Origin of the sequence: Enterobacter sp. ZOR0014 (genome assembly GCF_000798855.1) — a bacterium.
Taxonomy (GTDB): domain Bacteria; phylum Pseudomonadota; class Gammaproteobacteria; order Enterobacterales; family Enterobacteriaceae; genus Enterobacter; species Enterobacter kobei.
The window spans coordinates 1-13,465 of record NZ_JTLF01000326.1 but is presented as its reverse complement, the minus strand read 5'-3'; the positions used below and the strand labels follow the sequence as shown (position 1 = coordinate 13,465).

General features: G+C 60.7%; 14 protein-coding genes. 8 read left to right on the top strand and 6 right to left on the bottom strand.

The window, feature by feature from the left end:
• Nucleotides 1-39 precede the first annotated feature (39 nt).
• Genes fepC through fepD form a run of 3 tightly spaced genes read right to left on the bottom strand, consistent with a single transcriptional unit; the run spans nt 40 to nt 2,824 of the window.
• Complete coding sequence (gene fepC / locus L977_RS18535; RefSeq protein ID WP_047027593.1) at nt 40-834, bottom strand: iron-enterobactin ABC transporter ATP-binding protein; 795 nt, start codon at nt 832-834, stop codon at nt 40-42.
• On the bottom strand, nt 831-1,823 hold the full coding sequence (gene fepG, locus L977_RS18530) for an iron-enterobactin ABC transporter permease (RefSeq protein ID WP_047027592.1): 993 nt from the start codon (nt 1,821-1,823) through the stop codon (nt 831-833). Before fepG ends, fepC begins: the two co-directional genes overlap by 4 nt.
• A complete protein-coding gene (gene fepD, locus L977_RS18525; protein ID WP_023332355.1) occupies nt 1,820-2,824 on the bottom strand; it encodes a Fe(3+)-siderophore ABC transporter permease in 1,005 nt (334 codons plus the stop codon). Before fepD ends, fepG begins: the two co-directional genes overlap by 4 nt.
• 108 nt (nt 2,825-2,932) lie before the next feature.
• Here fepD and entS point away from each other — a divergent pair, with 108 nt between their 5' ends.
• Nucleotides 2,933-4,168: an enterobactin transporter EntS gene (gene entS / locus L977_RS18520; RefSeq protein ID WP_014882948.1), complete on the top strand. Its 1,236-nt coding sequence runs from the start codon at nt 2,933-2,935 to the stop codon at nt 4,166-4,168.
• 83 nt (nt 4,169-4,251) lie between these two features.
• Here entS and fepB read toward each other — a convergent pair whose 3' ends face one another.
• The gene (gene fepB / locus L977_RS18515) at nt 4,252-5,211 is read right to left on the bottom strand and encodes a Fe2+-enterobactin ABC transporter substrate-binding protein (RefSeq protein WP_047626516.1); all 960 of its coding nucleotides are present in this window, start codon (nt 5,209-5,211) and stop codon (nt 4,252-4,254) included.
• 187 nt (nt 5,212-5,398) lie between these two features.
• On the opposite strand from fepB, the gene entC reads away from it, so the two are divergent.
• From entC to L977_RS18480, 7 genes are all read left to right on the top strand, one after another.
• A complete protein-coding gene (gene entC / locus L977_RS18510) occupies nt 5,399-6,574 on the top strand; it encodes an isochorismate synthase EntC (RefSeq protein WP_047626514.1) in 1,176 nt (391 codons plus the stop codon).
• A 9-nt stretch (nt 6,575-6,583) separates the two neighbouring features.
• Nucleotides 6,584-8,194 carry a (2,3-dihydroxybenzoyl)adenylate synthase EntE gene (entE, locus tag L977_RS18505; RefSeq protein WP_023336895.1) on the top strand — a complete coding sequence of 537 codons (1,611 nt, stop codon included), beginning with the start codon at nt 6,584-6,586 and terminating at the stop codon, nt 8,192-8,194.
• A 10-nt stretch (nt 8,195-8,204) separates the two neighbouring features.
• Complete coding sequence (locus tag L977_RS18500) at nt 8,205-9,059, top strand: isochorismatase (protein ID WP_023336896.1); 855 nt, start codon at nt 8,205-8,207, stop codon at nt 9,057-9,059.
• Nucleotides 9,059-9,814, top strand: coding sequence for a 2,3-dihydro-2,3-dihydroxybenzoate dehydrogenase EntA (entA, locus tag L977_RS18495; protein ID WP_047626513.1), 756 nt, complete (start codon nt 9,059-9,061; stop codon nt 9,812-9,814). Before L977_RS18500 ends, entA begins: the two co-directional genes overlap by 1 nt.
• Nucleotides 9,815-10,228 carry a proofreading thioesterase EntH gene (gene entH, locus L977_RS18490; protein WP_023332361.1) on the top strand — a complete coding sequence of 138 codons (414 nt, stop codon included), beginning with the start codon at nt 9,815-9,817 and terminating at the stop codon, nt 10,226-10,228.
• Nucleotides 10,229-10,377: 149 nt separating this feature from the next.
• The gene (gene cstA / locus L977_RS18485) at nt 10,378-12,483 is read left to right on the top strand and encodes a pyruvate/proton symporter CstA (RefSeq protein ID WP_023332362.1); all 2,106 of its coding nucleotides are present in this window, start codon (nt 10,378-10,380) and stop codon (nt 12,481-12,483) included.
• 59 nt (nt 12,484-12,542) lie between these two features.
• Nucleotides 12,543-12,740, top strand: coding sequence for a YbdD/YjiX family protein (locus L977_RS18480; protein WP_014169079.1), 198 nt, complete (start codon nt 12,543-12,545; stop codon nt 12,738-12,740).
• On the opposite strand, the gene L977_RS18475 is transcribed toward L977_RS18480, so the two are convergent.
• Nucleotides 12,737-13,141 (bottom strand): helix-turn-helix domain-containing protein, encoded by a 405-nt coding sequence (locus L977_RS18475; RefSeq protein WP_047626512.1) that lies wholly within the window; start codon nt 13,139-13,141, stop codon nt 12,737-12,739. The genes L977_RS18480 and L977_RS18475 overlap by 4 nt on opposite strands.
• Nucleotides 13,122-13,418 carry a type II toxin-antitoxin system RelE family toxin gene (locus L977_RS23325; RefSeq protein ID WP_048339223.1) on the bottom strand — a complete coding sequence of 99 codons (297 nt, stop codon included), beginning with the start codon at nt 13,416-13,418 and terminating at the stop codon, nt 13,122-13,124. Before L977_RS23325 ends, L977_RS18475 begins: the two co-directional genes overlap by 20 nt.
• Nucleotides 13,419-13,465 lie beyond the last annotated feature (47 nt).

Below are 13,465 nucleotides of genomic sequence, written 5' to 3'. Positions count from 1 at the left end.
TGAATGTAGGCCGGGTAAGGCGTAGCCGCCACCCGGCAGTTACCGCCGACCCAATGGAACCACCAGCGGCGTCCCCGCCACCGGATCGTCAATAATCATGCAGCGCATACCGTAGATCTGCGCGATCAGATCCGGCGTCACAATCTCCTTCGGCGCGCCCTGCGCCACAATCTCACCGTCGCGCAAGGCAATCAGATGCGTCGCGTAGCGGCACGCCTGGTTCAAATCATGGAGCACCGCCGCCAGCGTATACCCTTGGGTGCGGTTCAGCTCGCTCAGCAGCTCCAGCAGGTCAATTTGATGGCTGATATCCAGCCACGTTGTTGGCTCGTCCAGCAGCATAATGGAGGTTTCCTGCGCTAACACCATCGCAATCCACGCGCGCTGGCGCTGGCCCCCGGAAAGGGTATCGACGCTTTGTTGGGCGAGAGCGGTAATCCCCGTCGCCTGCATCGCGCGGTTTACCGCTTCATCGTCCTCTTTACGCCAGCGGGTAAACAGCGGCTGGTGCGGATAGCGCCCGCGCGAGACCAGTTCCTGCACCGTGATGTCCCCCGGCGTGGTGGCGTTTTGCGCCAGCAGCCCGATGCGCCTGGCCACCTCTTTGCTGGCGAAGCGCTGGATCTGCTCTCCGTCCAGAAACACGCTGCCCTGAACCGGGGTCATCAGGCGGCTCAGCGTGCGCAGCAAGGTTGATTTGCCGCAGCCGTTCGGGCCGATAATCGCCGTGAAGTGGCCGTCCGGAATAGCGACGGTTAAATCACGGGCAATGATTTTTTTGCCGTAGCCAAGGGTAAGGTTTTCGCCGCGCAAGCGGGTTGTTGTGTCTGTCATTTCTTGCGTGACTCCTGAACGAGCAAGACGATGAGGTAAATCCCGCCGAGGCTGACGGTTACCACGCCCACCGGCAGTTGATAAGGCATAAACAGCCGCTGGGCGCAGAGATCGGCGGCCAGCAGTAACAGCGATCCGCACAGCGCCGCCTGGGTTAATCCCCAGCGCGCGGTGCCGCTAAGACGCCGGGCGATGTGCGGGGCGACAAGCGCAATAAAAGATATCGGCCCGGCGATGGCGGTGGAGGCGGCGGTCAGTATTACGGCCACCAGCATCAGCATCAGGCGCGAGCGCTCAACGCTCACGCCCAGCGCGCAGGCGCTGTCGTCGCCCATCTCCAGCAGCCGCATGCGGCGCACCAGCAGCAGCGCGCCGATAAACATCAGCAAAATCAACGGCGCGGCGGGCCAGGTTTTGCCCCACGTCAGGCCGTTGAGTGAACCGGCATACCACAGCCCGGCGGAGATCGCGGTGTCCAGCGTGGCCTGCAGTAACAGCCAGGTGTTAAAGGCCATCAGCATGGCGCGCACGCCAATACCGATGATGATCAGGCGGAAGGTATCGATGCCGTTGCGCCAGGCAAGGAGCCAGATAACCAGCGACGTCAGAATACCGCCCGCCATCGCCGTAAAGGTGATGGCTGTCAGGTGCTGGCCGAACAGCACCATCGCCACCAGTACGCCACTCCAGGCTCCGGTATTCAGGCCCATTACGTCCGGGCTGCCGAGCGGGTTGCGCATCAGCGACTGGAAAATCGCGCCGCTGACCCCGAGCGCTGCGCCCACCAGAATCGCCATCGCCACCCGCGGCAGTCGCCATTCGGTGACCACCAGGGTGATATTGCGCGGGGCGCTGCCCGTGAGGGCGTGGAAGACCTGCACGAAATCGAGCGTGACCGCACCGCTTTGCAGGCTCCAGACCGCCAGCATAACCGTGGCGATAACCAGCAGAGATACGCTGGTTATTAAACGACGGGACAGAACCCTCATGCGCCACCTCCGCGTCTGCGTCGTACCAGGACGATCAGCACCGGCGCGCCGATAAAGGCGCTGACCACCGAAACCCGCAGTTCGCCTGGCACCAGTAGACGCCCGAGCACATCTGCAAACAGCAGCAGGGCCGGGGTGGCAAGCAAGGTGACCGGCAATGACCAGCGGTGATCGGCCCCCACCAGCCAGCGCGCCATGTGCGGCATCATCAGGCCGATAAAGGCAATCGGGCCGACCACGGCGGTCGCGCAGCCGCACAGGACGGTGATGGCGAGCAGGCCAACCAGCTGCGTGCGCGCCACGCGGTTGCCGAGTGAGGTCGCGGTGTCGCTGCCAAGACTGAGGCTGTTGAGCGCCCGGCTTAACAACAGCGCCACGGCGGCGGCGATAATGACCGGGAGCGCAACCACTTTCAGCGTGTCGAGAGTACGGATATCCAGCGAGCCGGCCTGCCAGAAGCGCAGCTGGTCGTAGACGTCCGGGTTGAGCAGGGCGATGCCGTTGGATAAGCCTTCCAGCACCGCTGCGAGCGCTACGCCAGCCAGCGTCAGGCGTACCGGGCTTAGCTGTCCGCCGCCCTGGCTGCCGGTAAACGCGACCACCAGCGAGGCGGCCAGCGCGCCGCAAAAGGCCATCACCAGTTGCTCAGAAGGTGACGTCAATCCGAACAGCGACGCGCCGAGCACGATGGCAAAGCTGGCGCCAGAGTTCACGCCGAGAATGCCGGGGTCCGCCAGCGGGTTACGGGTGAGGGTTTGCATCAGGGCCCCGGCAAGACCGAGGGCACCACCGGCCAGCAGTCCGGCGAGGGTTCGGGGCAGACGAGCGTCTAGCACGATAACGCAGTCGGCGCTCTGGCAGCTTCCGGAGAGCGCATCGACAATAACGGATGCGGGCAGGGACTTCGCGCCAACCAGCAGACTGAGCGCAATCGCAAGGATCAACAGCAGCAATAATACGGGCACGGCAATGGCGCGCACCGCAGAAGAGGAAAACGACATAGCAACATCCATGATTTGATAATGATAGTGATTATCGTTATCTATCTTATTTGGCTATGTTAGCATGTGCGCCCATGGAATGGGTAGAAATAGACTCAAGGCTTTGTCATGAATCAAAAATCCTGGCTGCTCAACCTCAGCCTGCTCAAAACGCACCCGGCGTATCGCGCCGTTTTTATCGCGCGCTTTATCTCCATTTTGTCCCTCGGGCTTCTCGGCGTGGCGGTGCCGGTCCAGATCCAGGCCATGACGCACTCCAGCTGGCTGGTGGGGTTATCGGTTACGTTAACCGGCAGCGCAATGTTTATCGGCCTGATGGTCGGCGGCGTGCTGGCGGACCGCTACGAGCGTAAAAAACTGATCCTGCTGGCGCGCGGCACCTGTGGCGTGGGCTTTATCGGGCTGTGTATTAACGCTTTGCTGCCGGAGCCGTCGCTGATGGCAATTTACGCCCTGGGGCTGTGGGACGGTTTTTTTGCTTCGCTAGGCGTGACGGCGCTGCTGGCGGCGACGCCTGCGCTGGTGGGGCGTGAGAATCTGATGCAGGCGGGGGCGATCACCATGCTCACCGTGCGCCTCGGCTCGGTGATTTCGCCGATGGTGGGTGGCCTGCTGCTGGCCACCGGCAACGTGGCGTGGAACTACGGGCTGGCGGCGGCGGGAACCTTCATTACCACGTTGACGCTGCTGCGCCTGCCGTTGCTGCCACCTCCGCCGCAGCCGCGTGAGCATCCGCTGAAGTCCCTGATGGCGGCCATTCGTTTTCTGTTCAGCAACCCGCTGATTGGCGGCATTGCGCTGCTCGGTGGCCTGCTGACCATGGCGAGTGCGGTGCGCGTGTTGTACCCGGCGCTGGCGGGCGAGTGGCAGATGAGCGCCTCGGAAATCGGTATTCTCTACGCCGCCATTCCGCTCGGCGCGGCGTGCGGCGCGTTGACCAGCGGTCATCTGGCGCAGAGCGCGCGTCCGGGGCTGATTATGCTGCTTGCCACGCTGGCCTCGTTTGTTGCCATTGGCTTCTTCAGCCTGATGCCGGTGTGGGCGCTCGGGGTGATGTGTCTGACGATTTTTGGCTGGCTGAGCGCCATCAGCTCGCTTTTACAGTACACCCTGATCCAGACCCAGACGCCGGAGGGGATGCTCGGGCGCATTAACGGTTTGTGGACCGCGCAGAACGTGACGGGGGATGCGATCGGTGCGGCGATCCTTGGCGGACTGGGAGCCGTCATGAGCCCGGTGGCCTCGGCGAGCAGCAGCGGGTTAGTGTTAGCCGTTGTTGGCGTGATTTTATTGGCGGTTTTGGTGGAGTTGCGTCGGTTCAGGCAGGAGAGTGCTCCGGTGTGATTTGCCGGGTGGCGGCTGCGCCTTACCCGGCCTACATTTTGCACCCGTAGGCCCGGTAAGCGAAGCGCCACCGGGCGCAGTTATTACCTGAAAATTGACTCTAAACGCTGTAACACCAACATCGCGCTGTAATAATCCAGGCGGAACGTCTCCGTTCCCAGCGCCCAGACGCGCTTGTTCTGCACAGCTGGCAGATGCGCCAGCAGCGGGTTGGCGTAGATCGCATCCACGTCTTTCTGGTCGCCGGCAAAGACAAACAGCCCTTCGCCGTTTAGCCCCGTCGCCAGGTTTTCCCCGCCCAGCTGAATAATGTCGTGGCGTTTCCCCTGGCTTTTCGAGGTATGCAACCCGGCAGGCAGGTCCGCCAGCGTAAAGCCCAGCTGGTGCAGAAGCTTGCCCTGGGCCGATTCCGTGGTCCACAGGTTCGCCGTGTGTGCGGCGGCGGTATAGACGATGGCGTTTACTGGCTGCGGCGGCAGCGTCATCTGCTGCTTCACCTGGGCGAGCTGTTCATCAAATGCGGCAATGCGCTCGGCGGCCTGCTTTTCGTGTCCGGTCATCGTGCCCAGCTGCGTCAGCAGTTCCTGCCAGCTTTTGTCGTCGTAGTTGATGATAAGCGTGGGCGCGATGGCCGAGAGCTGATCGTACAGCGCCAGCGCCGAATCCCCGCCGGTGGCGCTGATCAAAATCAGATCCGGCATTTGGGCGGCTACCGCCTCTGCGCTGGGTTCACCAATATACAGCCGCGCAACCTTACGCTGTTTCGCAATGTCTCCCCACTGGCGCAGGAAACCCTGCGCATCCGCGACGCGGTTATTCGGCGTGGTCGCACCGCTGGCGATAACCGGCGCATCAATTGCCAGCAGGGAGCCGGTCAGGGTCACGCTGGTGGAGACAATGCGCGTCGGTTTGTGCTCAAGGGTATGAACGCCACGACTGTCGGTGACCTGACGCGGCCAGTCGGCGGCAATCGATGAGGTAACGCCTAAAACAAATACGCCTGTTAAAAAAAGGGCATTACGGAAAAGGGCGGGAAGATTCACAACTCGGCATCCTGTTTTTGTTGAAGATAATGCTTCTCATTTTCATGGTTGCCGGGAAGGGATGCAAGCGTTTGTCGCATAAGTTATTTGTCCGACGGTTGACAGCGGGGCGCTGTGGGATTAGGTTAGCCGACGAAAATATAAATGATAATCATTATTGCTTCTTTTATCGTTTGTGGAGGATGATATGGACACGTCCCTGGCTGAGGAAGTTCAGCACACCGCGACCACGCTGCCATCAGACAGCTTTTTCTTTATGTCGCCTTACCGCAGTTTTACCACCTCCGGCTGTTTTGCCCGCTTCAGTGAACCCGCCGTCGGCGGCGACGATCCGGCAGGTCACTTCCAGCAAAAATTAGCCCAGGCTTTCCGGAATGCGAAAGCCAGCGGCATTGCCCATCCGGTGATGGTGGGTGCCATTCCCTTTGATACCCGCAAGCCGTCGTCGCTGTTTATTCCGCAACGCTGGCAGACCTTTTCCCGTCCTGCGCGTCAGCAATCCGCACGTTATTTCTCCGGTTCACAGGCGCTGAAGGTGCAACAACGCACCGAGATCCCTGTGCAGCCCGTGTTTGAAGAGATGGTCGCGCGTGCAGCGTCGCTCACCGCCACCCCGCGGGTGAACAAGGTGGTGTTGTCGCGCCTGATTGATATCGCGGCTGATAAAAAGCTGGACAGCGGTGCCCTGATGGAGCGCCTTATCGCCCAGAATCCGGCCAGTTTTAACTTCCACGTACCGCTGGAGGACGGGGGCGTGCTGCTCGGCGCCAGCCCGGAACTGCTGCTGCGCAAAGAGGGCGCGCACTTTAGCTCGCTGCCGCTGGCAGGCTCCGCGCGTCGTCAGCCGGACGATGTGCTGGATCGCGAGGCGGGCAATAAGCTGCTGGCGTCCGAAAAAGATCGCCACGAGCACGACCTGGTCACCCAGGCGATGAAAGCGATTCTGGAACCGCGCAGCCATCACCTGAGCATGCCGTCTTCTCCGCAGCTCATTACCACGCCAACGCTGTGGCACCTGGCAACGCCGGTGGAGGGCGAGGCGCGTGAAAACGAGAACGCCCTGACGCTGGCCTGCCTGCTGCACCCGACGCCTGCCCTGAGCGGCTTCCCGCATCAGGCGGCGAAAGCGCTGATTGCCGAGCTGGAACCGTTTGATCGCGAGCTGTTCGGCGGCATCGTCGGCTGGTGCGACAGCGAAGGGAACGGCGAGTGGGTGGTGACCATCCGCTGCGCGCGGCTGCATAAAAATACCGTTCGCTTGTTTGCCGGCGCGGGCATTGTGCCTGCCTCCTCTCCGGTGGGCGAATGGCGTGAAACCGGTGTGAAGCTTTCCACCATGCTCAACGTATTTGGTTTGCACTAAGGAAGACTGATGACCATTCCCTTTACCCGCTGGCCGGAGGATTTTGCCCGTCGCTACCGAGAAAAAGGCTACTGGCAGGATCTGCCGCTGACCCACATCCTGACGGACCATGCGGACAGCGATGCCGTGGCGATTATCGACGGCGATCGGCGTATCACCTATCGTAACTTTAATCAGGCGGTAAACAACCTCGCGTCCGCACTTCAGGCGCAGGGGCTGCACCGTGGCGAGACCGCACTGGTACAGCTCGGCAACGTGGCCGAGTTCTACATGACCTTCTTTGCGCTGCTGCAAATCGGCGTCGCGCCGGTCAACGCGCTATTTAGCCATCAGCGCAGCGAACTGAACGCCTACGCTATGCAGATCAAACCCGCCGTGCTGATTGCCGATCGCGATCACGCGCTGTTCGCGGGCGATGATTTCCTCAACACCTTCGTGGATGCGCATCGGTCGGTACGCGTCGTGCTCCTGCGCGGCGATAAGGGCGAACACGCCCTGGACGCGGCGATTACCCGCCCGGCGGACAACGTCATCCCGAACCCGACGCCCGCCGATGAAGTGGCCTTCTTTCAGCTTTCCGGGGGGAGCACCGGCACGCCGAAACTGATCCCGCGCACGCACAACGATTACGACTACAGCATCCGCCGCAGCAACGAGATTTGCGGCATTACCGCGAAGACCCGTTATCTGAACGCGCTGCCCGCGGCGCACAACTACGCCATGAGTTCGCCGGGATCGTTAGGCGTTTTCACGGCGGGTGGCTGCGTGGTGTTAGCGAGCGACCCGAGCGCCACGCTCTGCTTCCCGTTAATTGAGCAACATCAGATCAACGTCACCTCGCTGGTGCCACCGGCGGTCAGCCTGTGGTTGCAGGCGATTGCCGACGGCGCGGGGAACGCACAGCTTAAATCTCTCAAGCTCCTGCAGGTGGGCGGTGCGCGCCTTTCCGCCACGCTTGCCGCGCGCATTCCGGCGGAAATCGGCTGTCAGCTTCAGCAGGTATTTGGCATGGCGGAAGGGCTGGTGAACTACACCGCGCTCGACGACGCGCCGGAACGCATCATCAATACCCAGGGCCGCCCGATGTGTCCGGACGACGAAGTGTGGGTGGCAGATGAACACGGCAATCCGCTGCCGCGCGGGGAAGTCGGGCGTCTGATGACGCGCGGGCCGTACACCTTCCGCGGCTATTTTAACAGCCCGGAACACAACGCCAGCGCCTTCGACGCAGAGGGTTTTTACTGCTCCGGCGATCTGATCGCCATCGACGAGCAGGGTTACATCACCGTGCAGGGGCGCGAGAAAGATCAGATCAACCGCGGCGGAGAGAAGATCGCCGCGGAAGAGATCGAAAACCTGCTGCTGCGCCATGAGTCGGTGATCCACGCCGCGCTGGTGAGCATGGAGGACAGCCTGCTGGGCGAAAAGAGCTGCGCGTATCTGGTGGTGAAAAAGCCCCTGCGCGCGGTCGAGGTGCGCCGCTTCCTTCGCGAGGAGGGCGTTGCCGAGTTTAAACTGCCGGACCGCGTGGAGAGCGTGGATGCGCTCCCGCTGACGCCGGTCGGCAAAGTCGATAAGAAACAGTTGCGCCTGTGGCTGGCTGAACGGGCACAGGGCTGAGGAACAGAGTATGGCCATTCCAAAATTAACCGCTTACGCGCTGCCGACCGCTGCAGAACTGCCAGCCAATAAAGTGAACTGGGCGTTCGAGCCAGAACGTGCCGCGCTACTGATCCACGACATGCAGGAGTATTTCCTGAATTTCTGGGGCGAAAACAGCGCCATGATGCAACAGGTGGTCGCGAATATCGCCAGACTTCGCGCGTACTGCAAAGCGCACAATATTCCGGTGTACTACACCGCGCAGCCAAAAGAGCAGAGCGATGAGGACCGCGCCCTGCTGAACGACATGTGGGGGCCGGGCCTGACCCGCTCGCCGGAGCAGCAGCGTATTGTGGCCGAACTGACGCCGGACGAAGCGGACACCGTGCTGGTGAAGTGGCGCTATAGCGCGTTCCATCGTTCGCCGCTGGAGCTGATGCTGAAAGAGACCGGCCGCAACCAGCTGCTGATTACCGGCGTGTACGCCCACATCGGCTGTATGACCACCGCGACCGATGCCTTTATGCGCGACATCAAGCCGTTCTTTATCGCCGACGCGCTGGCGGATTTCACCCGCGACGAGCACCTGATGTCCCTCAACTACGTTGCCGGGCGTTCAGGCCGCGTGGTGATGACCGACGAGCTGCTGCCGTCCATTCCGGCATCGAAAACGGCGCTGCGCGCGCTGATCCTGCCGCTGCTGGACGAGTCCGATGAGCCGATGGATGACGAAAACCTGATCGACTATGGTCTGGACTCGGTGCGCATGATGGCGCTGGCCGCACGCTGGCGCAAAGTGCATGGCGATATCGACTTCGTGATGCTGGCCAAAAATCCTACCCTCGACGCCTGGTGGGCGCTGCTCTCCCGCGAGGTGAAGTGATGGCGGGATTCGATTTCAGCGGCAAAACCGTCTGGGTGACGGGCGCGGGGAAGGGGATAGGCTACGCAACCGCGCTGGCGTTTGTTGACGCGGGCGCGCAGGTGACCGGGTTCGATCTGGCCTTCCCGCAGGACGACTATCCCTTCGCGACTGAAACGCTGGATGTAGCGAATGCCGCGCAGGTGAGTAACCTGTGCGGGCGTTTGCTCAGCACTCTTGAGCGGCTCGACGTGCTGGTCAACGCGGCGGGTATTCTGCGTATGGGGGCGACGGACCAGCTCTCGCAGGAGGACTGGCAGCAGACCTTCGCGGTTAACGTTGGCGGCGCGTTCAACCTGTTCCAGCAGACGATGGGCCAGTTTCGCCGTCAGCAGGGCGGGGCGATCGTCACCGTCGCCTCTGACGCGGCACATACGCCGCGTATCGGGATGAGCGCCTACGGCGCCTCGAAAGCGGCACTGAAAAGCCTCGCCCTGACCGTCGGCCTGGAGCTGGCGGGCAGCGGCGTACGCTGTAACCTGGTGTCGCCGGGGTCAACGGACACCGATATGCAGCGCACCCTTTGGACAAACGACGATGCGGAGCAGCAGCGCATTCGCGGTTTTGGCGAGCAGTTCAAGCTTGGTATTCCGCTTGGCAAAATCGCCCGTCCGCAGGAGATTGCCAGTACCGTGCTGTTCCTTGCCTCCGATGCCGCCAGCCATATCACTCTGCAGGATATCGTGGTGGACGGCGGCTCCACGCTGGGGGCGTAAATGATCTGGAAACGTCATTTATCGCTCGACGAGCTGAACGCGACCAGCATGAACACCCTGGTGGCGCATCTGGGCATCGTCTATACCCGCCTCGGCGACGACACGCTCGAGGCCGAGATGCCGGTGGATGGGCGTACCCATCAGCCGTTTGGCCTGCTGCACGGCGGCGCCTCAGCCGCGCTGGCGGAAACGCTGGGGTCGATGGCCGGATTTCTGATGACCCGTGACGGGCAAAGCGTCGTGGGCACCGAACTGAACGCCACACACCACCGTGCCGTGGCGCAGGGGAAGGTGCGTGGGGTGTGCCAGCCGCTGCATCTGGGGAGAACCAACCAGAGCTGGGAAATCGTGGTTTTCGACGAGCAGGGACGACGATGCTGTACCTGCAGGTTGAGTACGATGGTGTTGGGGTAAGTCATTTAGCTGAAAGTGATCGGCTTAACACTGTGGTGTAAATCTCTGGTTTGACCACACATTATTGCGTTTCAGAGTTGTTAAATATTTGCCGTTGTTCTAGAAACAAAATGTAACATCTCACTGTTTCACAACAACGGATAACCACGATGAACAACTCAGGGAAATACCTTACATGGGCAGGGCTCTCCGTTGTGGGAGCTTTTGCCCTGGGCTATATCGCCCTCAACCGGGGGGAACAGATCAATGCGCTCTGGATCGTTGTCGCCTCCGTCTGCATTTATCTGATCGCGTATCGTTTTTATGGCCGCTATATCGCGAAAACCGTCCTGGGCGTTGATGCGACGCGTATGACGCCTGCCGTACGTCATAATGACGGTCTGGACTACGTCCCGACCGACAAAAAAGTGCTGTTCGGTCACCATTTTGCGGCGATTGCCGGGGCGGGCCCACTGGTGGGGCCGGTGCTGGCGGCCCAGATGGGCTACCTGCCCGGGATGATCTGGATCCTCGCGGGCGTGGTGCTGGCGGGCGCGGTGCAGGACTTCATGGTGCTGTTCGTCTCCACCCGCCGCGACGGCCGCTCGCTGGGCGAGCTGGTGAAAGAGGAGATGGGGGCAACCGCCGGGGTGATTGCCCTGGTGGCGACCTTTATGATCATGGTGATCATTCTCGCGGTGCTGGCGATGATTGTGGTGAAAGCGCTGACCCACAGTCCGTGGGGGACGTATACCGTCGCGTTCACCATACCGCTGGCGCTGTTTATGGGGATCTACATTCGCTACCTGCGCCCGGGCCGCATTGGTGAAGTGTCGGTGATTGGCCTGGTGTTCCTGGTCTTCGCCATTATTTCCGGCGGCTGGGTGGCGGAAAGCCCGACCTGGGCACCGTTCTTCGACTTTACCGGTATACAGCTGACCTGGATGCTGGTGGGGTATGGCTTTGTGGCGGCGGTGCTGCCGGTGTGGTTGCTGCTGGCCCCGCGTGACTACCTCTCTACGTTCCTGAAAATCGGTACCATCGTCGGGCTGGCGATCGGCATTCTGATTATGCGTCCGACCCTGACCATGCCTGCGCTGACTAAGTTCATCGACGGTACCGGCCCGGTCTGGACCGGCAACCTGTTCCCGTTCCTGTTTATCACCATCGCCTGCGGTGCGGTGTCTGGTTTCCACGCGCTGATTGCCTCCGGGACCACGCCGAAGATGCTGGCGAATGAAAATCAGGCCTGCCTGATTGGCTACGGCGGCATGCTAATGGAATCCTTCGTCGCCATTATGGCGCTGGTTTCCGCCTGTATTATCGACCCGGGCGTCTACTTCGCGATGAACAGCCCGATGGCGGTACTGGCCCCGGCCGGGACCGTTGACGTCGTGGCGTCTGCTGCGCAGGTGGTCAGCGGCTGGGGCTTTGCGATTACCCCTGAAACGTTGACGCATATCGCTAATGAGGTGGGCGAGCAGTCAATTATCTCCCGTGCGGGTGGTGCGCCAACGCTGGCGGTGGGTATGGCCTACATTCTCCACGGTGCGCTGGGTGGGCTGATGGACGTGTCGTTCTGGTATCACTTCGCCATTCTGTTCGAGGCGCTGTTTATCCTGACGGCGGTGGATGCCGGTACGCGTGCGGCGCGCTTTATGCTGCAGGATCTGCTGGGGGTGATCTCCCCGAACCTGAAGCGTACCGATTCGCTCCCGGCTAACCTGCTGGCGACGGCACTGTGCGTGCTGGCATGGGGCTACTTCCTGCATCAGGGCGTGGTGGATCCGCTCGGCGGCATTAACACGCTCTGGCCGCTGTTCGGTATCGCCAACCAGATGCTGGCAGGCATGGCGCTGATGCTCTGCGCGGTGGTGCTGTTCAAAATGAAGCGCCAGCGCTATGCGTGGGTGGCGCTGGTGCCGACCGCGTGGTTGCTGATCTGTACCCTGACGGCAGGCTGGCAGAAAGCCTTCAGCCCGGATAACAAAGTGGGCTTCCTGGCGATTGCCAATAAGTTCCAGGCGATGATCGACAGCGGCAAGATCCCGGCGCAGTACACCGAGTCTCAGCTGTCGCAGCTGGTGTTTAATAACCGTCTGGATGCCGGGCTGACCATCTTCTTTATGGTGGTGGTCGTGGTGCTGGCGTTGTATTCTCTTAAAACCGCGCTGGCAGCATTGAAAGTGGATAAGCCAACGGCGAAAGAGACACCGTATGAGCCAATGCCTGAAAACCTGGAAGAGATTGTCACCCAGGCGAAAGGGGCGCATTAACCAGTGTGCCGGGTGGCGCTAGCGCTTACCCGGCCTACATTTTCTGTGAGACCAGAACGATGTTCGATACCCTCTCCAAAGCAGGTAAGTACCTGGGCCAGGCCGCCAAAATGATGATTGGTGTGCCGGACTACGACAACTACGTTGAACATATGCGCGTCAACCACCCGGACCAGACGCCCATGACCTACGAAGCCTTTTTCCGCGACCGCCAGGACGCCCGCTACGGCGGCAAGGGCGGGGCGAAGTGCTGTTAACCCTCTTTTGGTAAATAGAGGCTGATCTGCTCCTGCTTGCAGCCGTAAATTGCCGCCAGCTTTTCGCGGGTACGTTTTTGCGGGCGGGAGTCCAGCGCTTCCAGCTGTGAGACGGCGGACTGGGTGATGCCGAGTTTCTGCGCCACCTCCTGCTGGGATAACCCGCAATGGATGCGCCACGCGGCCTGCAGGCTGACGTTCTCGCTATGCATGATGTCGCACACTTCCCCCGGTAAACCTACGTCATCATAACAATCGTGTTCGACTTCAATATCCTCCAGATCATCGTCGGTTTCGTCGTCGATTTCTGCCATCTGTAAGCACATACGAAAGTATTCATCATAGGGAATAACCACGTACTGCGTTTTTCCGTCATCGTTCTTAATTAGCTGAACAGCCATAGGGGGCTTTCTCCTCGTGAAGGTAGGTCGTTGATGTTCTGCGCTTGACGGCCAAAACATAACAATGTTTATCGGGATCGTCCCGAAGTGTAATCAGAATGCGGTAATCGCCAACGCGTAGCCGGAAATGATTTTCTGTCGCCGATATTTTTTTGATATCGGGCCGGGGAGCTGAGCGATCGTCTAGCTCAGAAAGTTTAACTTTGATTCTTCGCTGATATCGGCCATCGATTTTGGAAAACTCTTTCTTTGCATTCTTTGACCAGACAATCTTCATCCGTACCTCCACTGTACGCCCACACAAAATATAAGGAAATAATAAGA

Excerpts from the sequence above, each read along its gene's own strand:
- entS (WP_014882948.1), top strand. The coding sequence starts at position 2,933 with ATGAATCAAAAATCCTGGCTGCTCAACCTCAGCCTGCTCAAAACGCAC.
- entC (WP_047626514.1), top strand. The coding sequence starts at position 5,399 with ATGGACACGTCCCTGGCTGAGGAAGTTCAGCACACCGCGACCACGCTG.
- cstA (WP_023332362.1), top strand. The coding sequence starts at position 10,378 with ATGAACAACTCAGGGAAATACCTTACATGGGCAGGGCTCTCCGTTGTG.
- entE (WP_023336895.1), top strand. The coding sequence starts at position 6,584 with ATGACCATTCCCTTTACCCGCTGGCCGGAGGATTTTGCCCGTCGCTAC.
- L977_RS23325 (WP_048339223.1), bottom strand. The coding sequence starts at position 13,418 with ATGAAGATTGTCTGGTCAAAGAATGCAAAGAAAGAGTTTTCCAAAATC.
- entH (WP_023332361.1), top strand. The coding sequence starts at position 9,815 with ATGATCTGGAAACGTCATTTATCGCTCGACGAGCTGAACGCGACCAGC.
- entA (WP_047626513.1), top strand. The coding sequence starts at position 9,059 with ATGGCGGGATTCGATTTCAGCGGCAAAACCGTCTGGGTGACGGGCGCG.
- fepG (WP_047027592.1), bottom strand. The coding sequence starts at position 1,823 with ATGAGGGTTCTGTCCCGTCGTTTAATAACCAGCGTATCTCTGCTGGTT.
- L977_RS18500 (WP_023336896.1), top strand. The coding sequence starts at position 8,205 with ATGGCCATTCCAAAATTAACCGCTTACGCGCTGCCGACCGCTGCAGAA.
- fepD (WP_023332355.1), bottom strand. The coding sequence starts at position 2,824 with ATGTCGTTTTCCTCTTCTGCGGTGCGCGCCATTGCCGTGCCCGTATTA.
- L977_RS18475 (WP_047626512.1), bottom strand. The coding sequence starts at position 13,141 with ATGGCTGTTCAGCTAATTAAGAACGATGACGGAAAAACGCAGTACGTG.
- fepC (WP_047027593.1), bottom strand. The coding sequence starts at position 834 with ATGACAGACACAACAACCCGCTTGCGCGGCGAAAACCTTACCCTTGGC.
- L977_RS18480 (WP_014169079.1), top strand. The coding sequence starts at position 12,543 with ATGTTCGATACCCTCTCCAAAGCAGGTAAGTACCTGGGCCAGGCCGCC.